At 68.0% G+C, this 14,689-nt stretch carries 13 protein-coding genes; 6 read left to right on the plus strand and 7 right to left on the minus strand.

What is annotated here, in order from left to right; genetic code table 11:
* Window positions 1–8: 8 nt before the first annotated feature.
* A complete protein-coding gene (locus ACZ1JS_RS16375; protein WP_465166972.1) occupies window positions 9–944 on the minus strand; it encodes an ROK family protein in 936 nt (311 codons plus the stop codon).
* A gap of 208 nt (window positions 945–1,152) precedes the next feature.
* On the opposite strand from ACZ1JS_RS16375, the gene ACZ1JS_RS16380 reads away from it, so the two are divergent.
* Complete coding sequence (locus ACZ1JS_RS16380; RefSeq protein WP_465166973.1) at window positions 1,153–1,524, plus strand: hypothetical protein; 372 nt, start codon at window positions 1,153–1,155, stop codon at window positions 1,522–1,524.
* Here the strand turns inward: ACZ1JS_RS16380 and ACZ1JS_RS16385 are convergent.
* Entirely contained in the window at window positions 1,521–2,714 is a 1,194-nt protein-coding gene (locus tag ACZ1JS_RS16385) for an ROK family transcriptional regulator (protein ID WP_465166974.1), read from the minus strand. The two genes, ACZ1JS_RS16380 and ACZ1JS_RS16385, sit on opposite strands and share 4 nt — an antisense overlap.
* Before the next feature lie 223 nt (window positions 2,715–2,937).
* Here ACZ1JS_RS16385 and ACZ1JS_RS16390 point away from each other — a divergent pair, with 223 nt between their 5' ends.
* The 4 genes from ACZ1JS_RS16390 to ACZ1JS_RS16405 all read left to right on the plus strand — a co-directional run bounded on the left by ACZ1JS_RS16390 (window position 2,938) and on the right by ACZ1JS_RS16405 (window position 8,315).
* Window positions 2,938–5,448 (plus strand): glycoside hydrolase family 3 protein, encoded by a 2,511-nt coding sequence (locus ACZ1JS_RS16390; protein ID WP_465166975.1) that lies wholly within the window; start codon window positions 2,938–2,940, stop codon window positions 5,446–5,448.
* Between the two features lie 181 nt (window positions 5,449–5,629).
* On the plus strand, window positions 5,630–7,129 hold the full coding sequence (locus ACZ1JS_RS16395; protein WP_465166976.1) for a carboxylesterase/lipase family protein: 1,500 nt from the start codon (window positions 5,630–5,632) through the stop codon (window positions 7,127–7,129).
* The gene (locus tag ACZ1JS_RS16400) at window positions 7,126–7,857 is read left to right on the plus strand and encodes a GDSL-type esterase/lipase family protein (RefSeq protein WP_465166977.1); all 732 of its coding nucleotides are present in this window, start codon (window positions 7,126–7,128) and stop codon (window positions 7,855–7,857) included. Before ACZ1JS_RS16395 ends, ACZ1JS_RS16400 begins: the two co-directional genes overlap by 4 nt.
* A 125-nt stretch (window positions 7,858–7,982) precedes the next feature.
* Window positions 7,983–8,315 (plus strand): hypothetical protein, encoded by a 333-nt coding sequence (locus tag ACZ1JS_RS16405; RefSeq protein WP_242119099.1) that lies wholly within the window; start codon window positions 7,983–7,985, stop codon window positions 8,313–8,315.
* A 53-nt stretch (window positions 8,316–8,368) separates the two neighbouring features.
* Here ACZ1JS_RS16405 and ACZ1JS_RS16410 read toward each other — a convergent pair whose 3' ends face one another.
* From ACZ1JS_RS16410 to asd, 3 genes are all read right to left on the minus strand, one after another.
* The gene (locus ACZ1JS_RS16410; protein WP_465166978.1) at window positions 8,369–9,256 is read right to left on the minus strand and encodes an ROK family protein; all 888 of its coding nucleotides are present in this window, start codon (window positions 9,254–9,256) and stop codon (window positions 8,369–8,371) included.
* A gap of 1 nt (window position 9,257) precedes the next feature.
* Window positions 9,258–11,129 (minus strand): M61 family metallopeptidase, encoded by a 1,872-nt coding sequence (locus ACZ1JS_RS16415; RefSeq protein WP_465166979.1) that lies wholly within the window; start codon window positions 11,127–11,129, stop codon window positions 9,258–9,260.
* A gap of 101 nt (window positions 11,130–11,230) precedes the next feature.
* Complete coding sequence (gene asd / locus ACZ1JS_RS16420) at window positions 11,231–12,151, minus strand: archaetidylserine decarboxylase (protein ID WP_465166980.1); 921 nt, start codon at window positions 12,149–12,151, stop codon at window positions 11,231–11,233.
* A gap of 35 nt (window positions 12,152–12,186) precedes the next feature.
* On the opposite strand from asd, the gene ACZ1JS_RS16425 reads away from it, so the two are divergent.
* The gene (locus tag ACZ1JS_RS16425) at window positions 12,187–13,863 is read left to right on the plus strand and encodes an aminotransferase class III-fold pyridoxal phosphate-dependent enzyme (protein WP_465166981.1); all 1,677 of its coding nucleotides are present in this window, start codon (window positions 12,187–12,189) and stop codon (window positions 13,861–13,863) included.
* Window positions 13,864–13,891: 28 nt separating this feature from the next.
* Here the strand turns inward: ACZ1JS_RS16425 and ACZ1JS_RS16430 are convergent, their stop codons facing one another.
* Together ACZ1JS_RS16430 and ACZ1JS_RS16435 are read right to left on the minus strand one after the other, a co-directional pair.
* Complete coding sequence (locus ACZ1JS_RS16430) at window positions 13,892–14,182, minus strand: type II toxin-antitoxin system RelE/ParE family toxin (RefSeq protein WP_465166982.1); 291 nt, start codon at window positions 14,180–14,182, stop codon at window positions 13,892–13,894.
* Window positions 14,175–14,420, minus strand: a complete 246-nt coding sequence (locus ACZ1JS_RS16435; RefSeq protein ID WP_465166983.1) for a type II toxin-antitoxin system ParD family antitoxin — start codon at window positions 14,418–14,420, stop codon at window positions 14,175–14,177. The genes ACZ1JS_RS16430 and ACZ1JS_RS16435 overlap by 8 nt, the downstream gene beginning before the upstream one ends.
* Window positions 14,421–14,689 lie beyond the last annotated feature (269 nt).

Here is a 14,689-nt window from a genome sequence, read left to right on the forward strand (position 1 = left end):
CCCCCGCTTCACGCCGCGACGCGCGCCCGCAACGCATTCTGCGCCAGTGCGATCGAGCCGAGCGGCCCCGCCTGATCGCCGAGCGCCGGGGCGACGACATAGTCGCGTGCCGGCAGCGGCAGATAGCCGTTGATGCTTTCCCGCAGTGCCGGTTCGATCCGCGCCAGCAGATGCGGCTGCTTGTTCATCACCCCGCCGCCGATCGCGATCCGCTTCGGCCCGGTGGCGCACACCATCGCGTGGCACATGGCGACGATCGACGCCGCGACGCGGTCCCAGACCGGATGGTCGGGCGACAGCGTCGATACATGGACGTCGCCCAGCGCGGCCTTGATCCCCGTGCCCGATGCCAGCCCCTCGACGCAATCGTCATGGAACGGGCAACCGCTCGGCAGCGTATCGCCCGGCAGGCGCGGGGTGCGCAAATGGCCGATCTCGGCATGGCCGATCCCGCGCGTCGGCTGGCCGTTGACCAACAGCCCCACGCCGACCCCGGTGCCGATCGTCACATAGGCGAAATCGTCCAGCCCCTGCGCACAGCCCCACAGCGTTTCGGCGAAGGCCGCGCCATTGACGTCGGTATCGAAGGCATGGGGTATGTCGAACAGTGCCGACAGCCGGCCGGCGACGTCGGTCATCGGCCAGTCGGGCTTGGTCGTGGCGAGGATATGCCCCCAGGTCGGCGAAGCAGGGTCGAGATCGACCGGGCCGAAGCTGGCAATGCCGAGCGCCGCGAACCCGGTCGCGTCCCACCAGCGCTGCAGCACGGCGGCAATGGCGGGCAGGGTGACGTCGGGATGCTCGGTCGGCACCGTTTCCTGTGCCAATATCCGGCCCGAGCCATGCGCCAGCGTGCAGACGCACTTGGTCCCGCCCAGTTCGATCCCGGCCAGCGGCAGGTCGCCTTGATTGCGCGCCGCCAAAGGATCGATCGTCATGTTCATTCGCGAAAATCCTGTCACCGGTGAAAGTCGGCAACGTCGCAGCCTTGTCGGTCAAGCGCAATTAGGAAAATCGGTTTGTTTAATAAAATCGATCGTCCCGGGACATGCCGTCCGGCAGTGCGGCAGATTTCGTATAATTTCTGCCCCGCCGCTAACCGAACGGCAAGGACCGCCATGCCAAAGCTGTCGGCTGGAAATGGAGTCGGCGATGCAGGCGAATGCGAAGGGTGCGGCGGCGGGGGCGGGCGGACGGTTCGAACTGGCATTCGCGGCGCAGTTCAAGGGGAGCGCCGCCCAGCCGGCGTCCACCGTGTCGCCGCCCGATATCCGGGACATGAGCCCACGCGAAATGGCCGATTACGGCTTTCACCTGTTCGCGGAAGGCGCGATCGACATCCATACGCTGCACCGCTTCCGCCGCGAACTGATCGCGACCGACGGGACGCCCGCCGCCGACGTGAAGATGGATTTCGCCGCACAGGCGCGCGAGCGTCTGGCGCATCTCGATGCGGTGTTCGAACCCAAATCCTCGGTGGCCTATCGTTCGCTGCGCCACCTGCTCGACTTCGCGAAACCTTAACCGGCGTCCGCTGCCTTCCACAAAGCGGTCGCGCTCGGCAGCAGGAAGTGGCTGAACGGCAGGATCGCCGCACCCACCGCCGGGGCATCCTCGGCCAGCATCGCGCGGCGCACCGGCGCGAGGGTGGGAACGTTGGTCGCCTTCACCCGCAACCGTTCGTTGAGCCGCGCGGCCAGCGTCTCGACATGCCGCCCCGGCAGCCGCCCGCCGACGAAGATCGCCGCCGGATTGATGAGGCAGTTGATCGCGATCATCGGTTCGATCAGCCGCTCGACCGAGGCGTCGATCCATGCATCGACGATCGTCAGCAACTCGGCCGGATCGCGTTCGCCCCGGATGTCGCCGAGCGTGAAGCCCGCGCGTCGCAGCGGATGCGACAGGCCCGACAGCGATACGGTGTGCTGGATCTGGGTCTGCCCGCCCTTGCCGTCGCTGCCCAGCAGGAAGCCTAGCTCGCCCGATCGCCCGCTTGCCCCCCGGAAATAGCTGCCGTCGATCACCAGCCCGCCACCCAGCGCCGAGGAGATCAGGACGTAGAAGAAACTGGCCTGTTGCTGGCCATGCCCCAGTTGCAACTCGCCCATCGCCGCTGCCGCCGCATCGTTCTCGACAAAGACCGGCCGGTCGATCGGCGCGGCGAACAGCGCGGCCAGGTCGACGCTTTCCCATTCGGCATAGCTGGCGGGGCGGCCGGGCAGGTCGACGGTGCCGAGATCGTCGGGCCGCGCCACGCCGATGCCGACGATGCGTCCGGCATCGATGCCGGCTTCGGCGACCAGCCCCTCGACCGCCGATCGATAAAAGTCGGCGACGTCGCCCGGCAGCGCGAAATCGACGTCGCGGCTGGCGCGCGCCAGCGTCTGCCCGGTGAAGTCGACCAGCACGATCGTCACATGATCGCGGTCGATATTGATACCGATCGCGTAGCAGGCGGCGGGATTGACGACCAGCTTGGTCGGTGGCTGCCCGCGCCCGCCGCGCCGCTGTCCGGCCTCGAGGATCAACCCTTCGCTCAGCAGCCGGCGGGTGATGTTGGCGATCGCCGGCGGGGTCAGTCCGGTGATATTGGCCAGATCGATGCGGGTCAGCGACCCCGACACCCGGATGGCGTGCAGCGTGATCCGCTGGTTATGATCGGCGGCCCGTTCGAGATTGGTCCCCGACAGGCGGATCGACGCACCATCGGTCACGTCCGGAGGTCCCGGGCGGGCAGGGGGCAGGACACGCGGTATCTCCCAGTCACGGCGGCGCCGTTCGTTCTTTTGCCGAAGCGTGGACCAGTGGACAGGTCAGTTCAATCGGAAAGCGGGTTGCCGAAACGCCGGGCGGGACATTGACAACGTTGTCGGAATTGGCGAACGGGGGCCGAACAGGCGCTCGTGATGCGATCATGGGCAAAGGGAGGGTGATGCGATGAAACCGGTACCGCAATTTCTGCTGTGCACGATGCTGGCCGGTATCGGGCTTGCTCCGCCCGCGACGGCGCAGACCGTACCGGCACCCGCGCCCGCCGCGACCGTCCATCCCGAACTCTGGCCGCGTGCCAACTGGCCGTACAAGGTCGATCCGGCGATCGAGAAGCGCATCGCCGACCTGCTGCGGAAGATGACCGTCGAGGAAAAGGTCGGACAGGTCGTGCAGGGCGATATCGCCAGCCTGACGCCCGACGACGTGAAGCGCTATCACCTCGGATCGGTGCTGAACGGCGGCAATTCCGCGCCGAACAACGACGAATTCGCGCCCGCCTCCGAATGGCTGAAGCTCGCCGACCGTTTCTATGCGGCCTCGGTCGACAAGAGCGACGGCGGCGTCGGCATTCCCGTCATCTGGGGCACCGATGCGGTCCATGGCCACAGCAATATCGTCGGCGCGACGCTGTTCCCGCACAATGTCGGTTTGGGCGCGATGCACGACCCCGCGCTGATGCGGAAGATCGCGCAGGCGACGGCGGCCGAAATCCGCGCGACCGGCATCGAATGGACCTTCGCGCCGACGATCACCGTGCCGCAGGACCTGCGCTGGGGCCGCGCCTATGAAGGCTATTCGTCAGATCCGAAGCTGGTCGCCAGCTATGTCACCCAGTTCATCGAGGGGCTGCAGGGCGCGCCGGGGTCGACCAATCAGTTGAAGGGGCCGTACGTCCTCGCCTCGACCAAGCATTTCCTTGCCGATGGCGGGACGTTCGGCGGGCAGGATCAGGGCGACGCGAAAATCCCCGAAACCACGCTGCGCGACATTCACGGCACGCCCTATGTCTCGGCGATCAATGCCGGGGTGCAGACGGTCATGGCCAGCTTTTCGAGCTGGAACGGCGAGAAGGTGACCGGGCACAAGGGGCTGCTGACCGATGTGCTCAAGCAGCGCATGGGTTTCGGCGGCTTCATCGTCAGCGACTGGAACGCGCACGGGCAGGTTGCGGGCTGCACCAATGCCTCGTGCCCGCGCGCGATCAATGCCGGGCTGGACATGTATATGGCGCCCGATAGCTGGAAGCCGATCTGGGAAAATCTCGTCCGCCAGGTCAAGTCGGGCGAAGTGCCGATGGCGCGTCTCGACGACGCGGTATCGAACATCCTGCGCGTGAAGCTGCGCGCCGGGCTGTTCGAGGCGGGCAAGCCGTCGTCGCGGCCGCTGTCGGGCAAGTTCGACCTGCTCGGCAGTCCCGAACATCGCGCCATCGCGCGCGAGGCGGTGGCCAAGTCGCTGGTGCTACTGAAGAACAATGGTTCGGTCCTGCCGATCAGGGCCGGCGCGCGGGTGCTGGTTGCGGGCGATGGCGCCAACGACGTCGCGCGCCAGTCGGGCGGCTGGACGCTGACATGGCAGGGGACCGGCATCGACCCGAAATATTTCCCCGGCGCGACCTCGATCTGGCAGGGAATCGATGCGGCGGCCAAGGCGGCGGGCGGATCGGCGACGCTGTCGGCCGATGGTAGCTTTACCGGGCAGAAGCCCGATGCCGCGATCGTGGTGTTCGGCGAAACCCCCTATGCCGAGTTCCAGGGCGACATAAAGACGCTGCAGCTCCGCCCCGAACTGCGTGGCCCCATCGAAACGATGAAGAAGCTGAAGGCGCAGGGGATTCCGGTCGTCGCGCTGATGCTGACCGGACGGCCGCTGTTCGTGAACGCCGCGATCAACGCCGCCGATGCCTTCGTCGTCGGCTGGCTGCCCGGATCGGAGGGCGCGGGCGTCGCCGATGTGCTGCTCGCCGGGCAGGGCGGCAAGCCGAAGCGCGACTTTACCGGTACCTTGTCCTTCCCATGGCCGGCGACGGCGGATGCGACCGGGCCGACGCAATTTCCGATCGGCTATGGCCTGACCGCCACCAGCAAGGCGACGGTGCCGACGCTGTCCGAAGACGCGAAGGTCGCCGAGGCCGATGCCGGCGACGTGTTCATGGACAAGGGCCTGCCCGCGACGGCATGGTCGCTGGAAGTCGGCGGCGCCGGCACCGGCGGCAACACCCGCATCACCACTGTCCCCGCGCAATCGGGGGCAGGCCGCGTCAAGGTCACCGCGACCGACCATGGCGTACAGGAAGGCGCGCGCCGCTTCGCGATCGACGGCAGCGGCCCGGCGCAGATCGTGCTGAGCACGCAGTCGCCGGTCGACCTGACGCGCCAGACCAATGGCGACGTGATGCTGGTATCGACGATGCGCGTCGACGCCGCCGCGACCCGGCCGGTCACCCTGTCGCTACGCAGCGGCCCCGGCGGCGGACAGGTCGCGCTTAATCAGTTGCAGCAGCTGCCGGTCGGCCAGTGGAAGACGCTGGGCGTGCCGCTCAAATGTTTCGGCGGCAATGTGAACATGGCCAAGGTCGATACGCCCTTCGTGCTTTCGACCGACGGCGGGCTGACGGTCAGCGTCGCGCGCGTGGCGCTGGGTACGACCGCCGACGTAACCGTAAGCTGCAAGTAAGCTCCTCCCCGCTTGGCGGGGAGGGGGACCGTCGCCGCAGGCGATGGTGGAGGGGGTTCGCCCCGCAACGCAACGGTTCCGTATGCGGACAACCCCCTCCACCAGCTTCGCTGGTCCCCCTCCCCGTGCCGGGGAGGATTTGCTAACCGCGCGCCAGCGACGACACACAGGGGCATCGGCGATGAAGGCAATCTGGGCATCACTCTTTCTCGCCACGGCAACCCCCGCCATCGCGCAGGAAGCCACGCCCGCCGCCGCGCCCGTTCCCCCGCGTGTCTCGGTCTCGGGCGGGATCGTCGAGGGCAAGGCCGAGCCCGACCGCATCCTGTTCCGCGGCATCCCCTTCGCCGCGCCGCCGCTGGGCGCCAATCGCTGGCGCGAACCGCAGCCGGTGGTCGAATGGCTCGGCATCCGCGCCACCACGGCGCAGGCGCCCGCCTGTCTCCAGAACGACTATGGCTGGAACCATACCGACCATGTCTATGCCGCCGAGGATTGCCTGACGCTCGATGTCGGCACCCCGGCACTGACCGGCAAGCGTCCGGTGATCGTGTGGATCCATGGCGGCAGCAACCGCGCGGGTTCGGCGGGCGACATGGCGCTGTCGGCGATCGGCAAGCGCGACGTCGTGGTCGTCGCCATCCAGTATCGGCTCGGCATCTTCGGCTTCCTGCCCCACCGTGCGCTGGCGGCAGAGGCGAACGGGACCGGCGGCAATTACGGGTTGATGGACCAGATCGCGGCGCTGCGCTGGGTCCGCGACAATATCGCCAAGTTCGGCGGCGACCCCGACAACGTCACCATCGCCGGGGAAAGCGCCGGGTCGCAGGACGTGTCGCTGCTGCTCGCCTCGCCACTGGCGCGCGGCCTGTTCGCCAGGGCGGCGATGGAGTCGGGCACCCCCGGCTTCGGCCTGCCATGGCGCTCGCTGAAGGAAGCGTTCCGCATCGGCGACCAGCTCGACGTGCTGCTCGGCACCCGGGGCACAGCGGCGCTGCGCAGCGCGTCGCCCGCCGCGCTGCTGGCGGCCGACCTGAAGCTGCACGACGCGAAGCTGACCGCCGACGACTATCTGTACCTGCGCACGACGATCGACGGCGCGGTGCTGCCCGACACGCCCGACCGGCTGTTCGTCACCGCGCCGAAGCGCCCGGTCCTGATCGGCAGCAATATGCTCGAACTCGACCTGCCCGGCGGCCGCCCGGCGCGCGACGGCTTTGTCGACCTGTCGTTCGGCACCAACGCGGAAGGCGCGCGCACCTTCTACCGGCTCGACGACCCCGATCCCGTCGCCCATCCGCGCATGGGCAGCCGCGACCAGCAGATCGCCACCGACGCCACCTTCCGCTGTCCGGCGGGGTCGCTCGCCAATCTGCTCGCCGGCCGCAACTGGCCGGTCTGGCGCTATGAATTCGACATGGCGGGCGATGGCGGGCCGGGCCGCACCGCCCATGCCGCCGAGATCGGCTATATCTTTGCCGATCGCCGCGTCGGACCGGTGTCGATGCAGGATTATTGGGTCGCCTTCGCCACCACCGGCGACCCCAATGGCGATGGCCGCCCGGCATGGCCGCGCACGACCAAGGGCAAGCCCGCCAACATCCTGTTCGACGCCCGCGGGGCCACGCCTCGCGACGGCGACATCCGCCCCGAAATCTGCCGCTTGCAAGGATCGCTATGACCCCCGATCGCCGTCATTTCCTTGGCCTCGCCGCCGGTGCGGCCCTGCTTCCCGCCACCGCCTGCGCGCAGGAGGAAAGCTATGAGGTCAAGCGCCAGCGGCAACTCGCGACCGACTGGCCGTGGCTCGGCCGCTACGCCGCCGACAATGCCGCGCTCGCTGCATCGGGCAAGCCGACCGACATCGTATTCATCGGCGATTCGATCACCGAAGGCTGGGTCGGCAAGCGCCCCGAATTCTTCCGCGCCGGCCGGGTCGGGCGCGGGATCAGCGGGCAGACGACGCCGCAAATGGTGCTGCGGATGATGGCCGACGTCATCGCCCACCGCCCGAAATTCGTCCACATCATGGCCGGCACCAACGACATCGCCGGCAATACCGGGCCGATGACGCCGCAGCAGACGCACGACAATCTGGCGATGATGGTGATGCTCGCGCAGGCTGCGAAGATCGGCGTGCTCCTCGCCAGCGTGCCCCCGGCGGACGGCTTTCCATGGCGTCCCGGTCTCGCCACCGTCGGGCCGATCCGTGCGCTCAATGCCTGGATCAAAACCTATGCCGCACAGACGGGCGCGATTTTTGTCGACTATACGCCGGCGCTGGCGACGCCCGGCGGGGCGATGAAGCCGGGTTTCGCCGATGATGGCGTCCACCCGACCGCCGCCGGCTATGCCGCGATGGGGGCGGTGCTGACCCCGATCCTGCGCGCGAAGCGACTGGCCGTCTGACAAGCTGAACGAACCCACCGCCGTCGCGACATTCCGACACAATTTTCGCGGGTTGGCGACAAACCCTTGCGACACGCCGTCCCCATTGTCTGTTCAGCCCAAGGGGTTCGAACAGGAGAAAGTTCATGAAGAAGTTCGCACTGATGCTCGCCGGCCTCGGCGTCGCCATGACCGCGCTGCCCGCCGCCGCCCAGCCATGGCAGTCGGTCAACCAGCGTCAGGCGCAGATCGAGCGCCGCATCGACCAGGGCATTCGCAGCGGCGCGCTCAGCCGCCGCGAAGCGACCAATCTGCGCGTCGAATTCCGTCAGATCGCGCAGCTCGAACAGCGCTATCGCCGGTCGAACGGCCTGTCGATGCAGGAACGCCGCGATCTCGACCGCCGCTTCGACGCGCTGGCGTACAAGGTCCGCGTCGACAAGCGCGACCGCAACAACCGCCCGGGCTATCGCCGGTAAGGATCGAAACCAGGACCGTATCCCCGCGCAGGCGGGGGTACGGGTACGCCAGCCTATCCCCCCGCGACGAACGCCCCGATCAGCCCGGCATCCGCACCCAGCCGCCCCGGCACCACCACCGCCGCCGTCGTCGGGATCAGCAAGTTCGCCCGCACCCGCGCGTCGAGCGCCGCGATCAGCGCGGTCGCATTGGCCAGCCCGCCCCCGACCGGCACGATCGTCGCCGACACGGCATGGAGCAGCATCGCCAGCGGCCCGCCGACCAGATCGCACCAGTAATCGACCGTCGCCCCGGACGCCACGTCACCACCCTCCGCACCGCGCGTGATCGCGATACTGTCGGCATCGACCCCGTGCAGAAACCGGTGCAGCCGCTCCAGCCCGCGCGCGCTGCCGATCGTGTCGAGACATCCCTTCAGCCCGCAGCCACAGGCGAATACCGGATTGGTTCCCGGTGCGATGCGGCTTTCCGGCACGACCTGTCCATGGCCCCATTCGCCGCCGATCCCGCCGGCCCCGCTGACGATCCGGCCATGCTCGACCAGCCCGCCCCCGACCCCGGTGCCGAGGATGATGCCGAACACCCGCGCATGCCCGGCCGCGACGCCGCGCGCCGCCTCCGCCAGTACGAAGGCATCGGCATCGTTCACCACCCGCACCGGCACCTCCAGCGCGGCGGACAGTTCCTCGCCCAGCGCCCGGCCGTCGATGCAGCGGATATTGGCGCTGGTGACGATGCCCGAATGTGGATCGACCAGCCCGGCGGTCGCGATCGACACCCGGTCGCACGCCATGGCCGCCAGCGCATCGGCGAACAGCGCGACGAACGCCGCCCAGTCGTCGACCGGCGTCGGTACCTTCCTTCGCCCGCCGATCGCGCCCGCATCGTCGAATGCGGCGATGTCGACGAACGACCCGCCGACATCGGCGCACAGCCGCATGCTACGCGCCCAGCCAGGCCTTGCGGAACGCCTTCTGCCGCGCGGTCGGCGCCTGGCCGACCGTCTCGCCGCGCACCACCTCCAGCGTCGGATCGGCCGCCGGGGTCAGCGTCACGCTATGTTCGGTGCCGAACCGGCGATAGCGCAGTTCGACCGGCGCGCCCGGCTTCAGCGCCGCGACCGCCGCATTCCACGCCGCGCCATTGGCGATCGCCTGCCCGCCGACCGCGACGATCACGTCGCCCCGGTCGAGCCCGGCGGCGAACAGCGGCGAATTCTGCGCGGGCGGGAAGGTCAGCGTCACTCCCTCCGCCTCGTCGCTTGCCGCCGTCCGCCCGATCCAGCCACGCGTCGGCGCGGCAGGCCGCAGCACCAGCCCGGCCTGTGCCAGCAGCGGCGCGAAATCGGGCAGGCCGCTGCCATCGATCGAGCGTGCGAAGAACGCATCGGCAAAGCCCTGGTCCCCCGTCGTCGCCGCCAGCGCCGCGCGCAGATCGGCGGGGGTATAGGCCTGTTCGTTCCGGCCATGCCGCGCCCACAAGGTCCGCATGAAATCGTCGAGGCTCTTGCCCGCGAAACGCTGCCGCAGTTCGAGGTCGAGCGCCATGCCGATGATCGCGCCATAGGGGTAATAGGACACGAAGATGTTGGGATCGACCGGATCGATCGAGCGCGCGGCATCGACGAACGGTGCGCGCAGGCTCATCTCCTGCGGTGACGCATTGATCCGTGCCGCGATCCGCGCCGGATTGTTGACGATGCCGCTCAGCATGGGCCCCATCTCGCCCAGATATTCGTCGACGCTGGACAGCCCCGCGCGGCGGATCGACAACGGCCCGTAATAGCTGGTGAACCCCTCGGCCAGCCACAGCGACGGCGTGGGATTGGCGCGGGAGAAGTCGAACGGTTCCAGTTCGGCCGGGCGGATGCGCTCGACGTTCCAGCTATGGAAGAATTCATGCGCCAGCGTGCCGAGCTGATCGTCCTTCGCCCCGGCCAGCGATCGCTTGTCGGTGATGATCGTCGAGTTGCGATGTTCCATCCCGTCGCCGGTGATCGACGGGCGGTAATCGGCGATGAAGGTATAGCGGCCGAAATCATAGGGCGCGGGCGCGCCGAAGATGCGGATCTGCTCGCGCACCACCCGCTTCGCCTTCTCGGTATAGCGGTCCATGTCGGCGGCGCTGCCGTCATGATGCAGCGCTAGGCGATAGGTCTTGCCGCCCTCCTGCCATTCGCGGACCATATGGTCCGACAGCTCGGTCGGGCTGTCCATGAAATATTGCAGGTTCGGCGCCCAATAGGTGTCCGTAGCATCGCTCTCGGGCAGCTGCGTCGCGACCTTCCATTTCGGGTCGGGGCGCTGGAAACGGACGCGGATCGGCTGCGCATCGTAACCGCTCGCCCACAGGAAGGTCGCCGGCATGTTGAGGTGCGCATGGCTGGTGTCGATCTGCGCATAGGTGCCGTCGCCATGGTCGGCGAACAGCGTGTAGGTGACCACGACCGTGCCGTCATGCCCCGCGACGCTCCAGCCATAGGGATCGCTGCGCGTCAGCTTCAGCGGCCGGCCGGCGCCGTCGGTGGCGGTGACGTCATAGACGTTCTTGGCGAATTCATGGATCGCATAGCGCCCCGGCGACGACCGCGACATCTGCACGCGCAAGGGACCAGCGGGCACTCCGGTCCAGGTCGCGGTGATCCGCGCGCGGTGATGCGCGACCTGCGGGAACGACACGTCGTAGCGCACCTTCGCCGCCGCGCCCGGATCGCGCTGGCCGGGGGCAGGGGCCGGATGCACCGGCGCGGTCCGCGCCAACGCGGGCAGCGCGATCGAGGAAGCGAGCAGGGCGGCGAACAGCGAACGGACCATGGTGGTTTCCCCGGTAAAGATCGCGCGTCTTCTAGGCGGAGAGGGGCAAACGGGTCCATGTCTTCTTCTCCCCTCCCTGGGCCGGGGAGGGGGAAGCCAATTCAGATCTCCTCGATCACCACCCGATCGAACAACACATCCCCCGCACGCACCCGGTCGCCGGTCTGCACCCCGTCCGCCAGCACGAACGGCGCGGGCGTCAGCATCACGATCGTCGATCCATGTTCGAACCAGCCCATCTCCTCCCCCTGCGCGACCGGCGTCGCCAGCGTCGCGACCGGGTCGGCGCGTTCGCGCAGCAGCCTGACGGTATCGAGGAAGGTCAGCCGGATCGCCGCGACCAGTATCGCCGCCACCGGCACCAGCAGCACCGGCGTCCCGTCGTCCAGGCGCAGCCGCACCGTCGCGCGTTCGTTGCGGCAATAGAGCCGGTCGACCCGCTTCAATGCCGGCGGATTGACGTTGAAACAGTCGCCCGGGAAATAGCGCACCCGCTCGACCACCGCATCCTGAGGCGCATGGAAGCGGTGATACATGCCGGCCGTCAGCCGCAGCGTCACGAAACTGCCGCCGATATAGGCCTCGCCCTCGCCCCCGGTCAGCTCCGCGATCGAATAGCGCCGCCCCTTGGCCTGTACGATGCTGTCGCTCGCGATCCGCCCGCTGGCGACGATGATCCCGTCCGACGGTGCCGATAGTTGCTGCGCCTCCGCGCGGAACCGGCGTGCCCCCGGCCGCAGCCGCCGGATGAACGCCGCGTGCAGCGACGGCCATGTCGCCTCCGCCGCATCGGACAGGTCGACGTCGCAGAAGGTGCGCCACAGCGCGATCGACGCCTTTGCCACCAGCGGCTGCTCGACCTTGCTCAGCCACCCCATCGCCTGCGTCGCGCTGCGCCGGGGCAGCCAGTTGGTCAGCGCATAATTGACCGATTCGATGTCGGTCAGCTTCGTGATCCAGCGGGACAGGGCAGGGGCGGCGGGCGCTGGGCGCGCGGGGCGGATATCGTCCATGGCCGTCATCAATATTTCCCGATCGCGTCATATTCGCGTCAGTCATGACGCCACTCGCCATCGTCCTCGCCGCCGGCACCGCCGGTCTTGTCGCTACCAAGGGCCGCGCCCGCCTCGCGCTCAGCCGCGCCAAGCACGGCTCGCTCACCGGGCATGTCCGCTGGGGCCAGCGAATCGCGCGGCAAATCGCCTTTTACGATTATGACGACGCCCGCTTCTTCGCCGCCGACGACGCACCCGCCGATGTCGCGGCCCAGCGCCGCGCCGGCTTCGACCGGCTGTCGGCGCTGTACGAAACCCGCTTCGCCAAGACCGTCGCCGCGACGAAGGAATTGCGCGAAGGGCTGTCCGACCTGCAATTCACCGGCCGCTATCGCGTACCGTTCCAGTTCAGCCGGCTGGTCCGCGAACGCCTCGCCACCGGTGCCTTCTACCTATCGTCGTCGGGCGTCACCGCCACCGACCTCGACGGCAATGTCTTCTACGACCTTGCCGGCTCCTACGGCGTCAACCTGTTCGGCCATGATTTCTACAAGGACTGCATTGCCGAAGGGGCCGCGCGCGTCGCCGATCTCGGCCCCGTCCTCGGCACCTATCACCCGGTCATCGCCGCCAATGTCGCCCGGCTGCGCGCGATCAGCGGGCTGGACGAAGTGTCGTTCCACATGTCGGGGACCGAAGCGGTGATGCAGGCGGTGCGCCTCGCCCGCTATCATACCGGCCGCCGCCGCGTGGTGCGCTTCGCCGGCGCCTATCATGGCTGGTGGGGCGATGTGCAGCCGGGCATCGGCAACCCGACCCCGGCCGACAATACGCTGACCCTGTCCGAACTGTCCGACCGCACGCTCCATGTGTTGGCGACGCGGAAGGACATCGCCTGCGTGCTGGTCAATCCGCTCCAAGCGATGCACCCGAACCGGGGCGCGCCGTCGGACGGGACGCTGGTCGACAGCAGCCGTAGCGCGCATGTCGACCGCGCCGCCTATCGCGACTGGCTGGTCAAGCTGCGCGACGTGTGCACGCGGGCCGGCATCGTCCTGATCTTCGACGAAGTCTTCATGGGCTTCCGTCTGGCGAAGGGCGGCATGGCCGAGGCGTTCGGGGTGCAGCCCGATATGGTGACGTACGGCAAGACGCTGGGCGGCGGCCTGCCGATCGGCGTCGTCTGCGGCCGCGCCGACCTGATGAAGCGCTTCCGCCCCGAAGCGCCCGCCGACATCTGCTTCGCGCGCGGCACGTTCAACGCGCATCCCTATGTGATGGGGGCGATGGACGTGTTCCTCGAACGGCTCGACAGCGCGGAAGTGCAGGCGATGTACGCCGACGTCGACGCCCGCTGGGACGCGCGCCTCGAACAGTTCAACGCGGCGATGGCGGCCGCCGACCTGCCGGTCCGTGCCGCGGGCATGCAGACGGTCTGGACGATCCTCTACACCGTGCCGTCGCGCTACAACTGGATGCTGCAATATTATGCCCGAGCCGAGGGCCTCGCGCTAAGCTGGGTCGGCACCGGCCGCCTGATCTTCAGCCTGAACTATGACGACGCGGCCTTCGCCGAGGTCGTGGCAAGGTTCGTGAAGGCGGCGCAGGCGATGGCCGCGGACGGTTGGTGGTGGAACGCGCCCGGCACGACCAACAAGATGCTGCGGCGGCGGGTGTTGAAAGAGACGCTGTCGCGGCGGCTCGGGCGGCGCCCTTCTCCCTCCCCGGCGGAAGGGTGAGGGCGACTGGAGCCGATCGAGCTCGACGCTAGAAATGTCGGTCCACATCCATGCGACGATGCAGGATGCGGACGACCGCGATCCCATAGTCGGTCGGCCGGAAAAAGATCACATGCTGTCCGACCGACCGGCGTCGATACCCGGGCCGGATATCGTTGCAACTGGCAGCTTGCATCGGCGCGGCCGCGGTTGCGCGCAGAACGGCTTCGATCCGATCGGCATATGCCATAGCCTGCGTCAAACCCCATGCTGCCGCGCTATGGTCGAATATTGCGTCCAGATCGTCTCGCGCTGCCGGCGTCAGCCGGAACTCAGCCATGCTGTGCGACTTTGCGCTCCTTGAACGCGCCGAAGTCGAACGGTTCGGCTGCTCCGCTCTCCTCGCCTTCGATCAGCGCCGCACGCAGCCGTTCGGTCGCTTGGCCCCGCTCCTGCTCGCGGCGGATCAGGTCGCGTATCGCCTCGCTGTCGTTGGTATAGTGACCTGCCGCAATCTGCGCACCGATCCAAGCATTCTGCTGTTCGGTCAGGGTAATGGTCTTGCGCACGACCGCCATGTTCGGCCTCCAACAAAATCCTACTATCGGTGCAGTTTAATGCATCGCTCTCGGTCGGTCCAATATCGCTTTCCTACCAGCCGGGCGCTCGCCACACTGCCGCCCGCTCTTTCTCCACGTCGATCGCATCACCACCACAAAACGCGACCGGTCCGCCATGTCGGCAAACCGGTCGCGAGTGTGAACTTAGTGAACTTGTTCTGGAAAACGCAGTGTTTTCAGCCCGGCACAGGCAAAGCCCGTGCCGTCGGACGGCGCTTTTCGCGCCG

The organism is Sphingomonas sp. BL-S-05 (assembly GCF_055521695.1).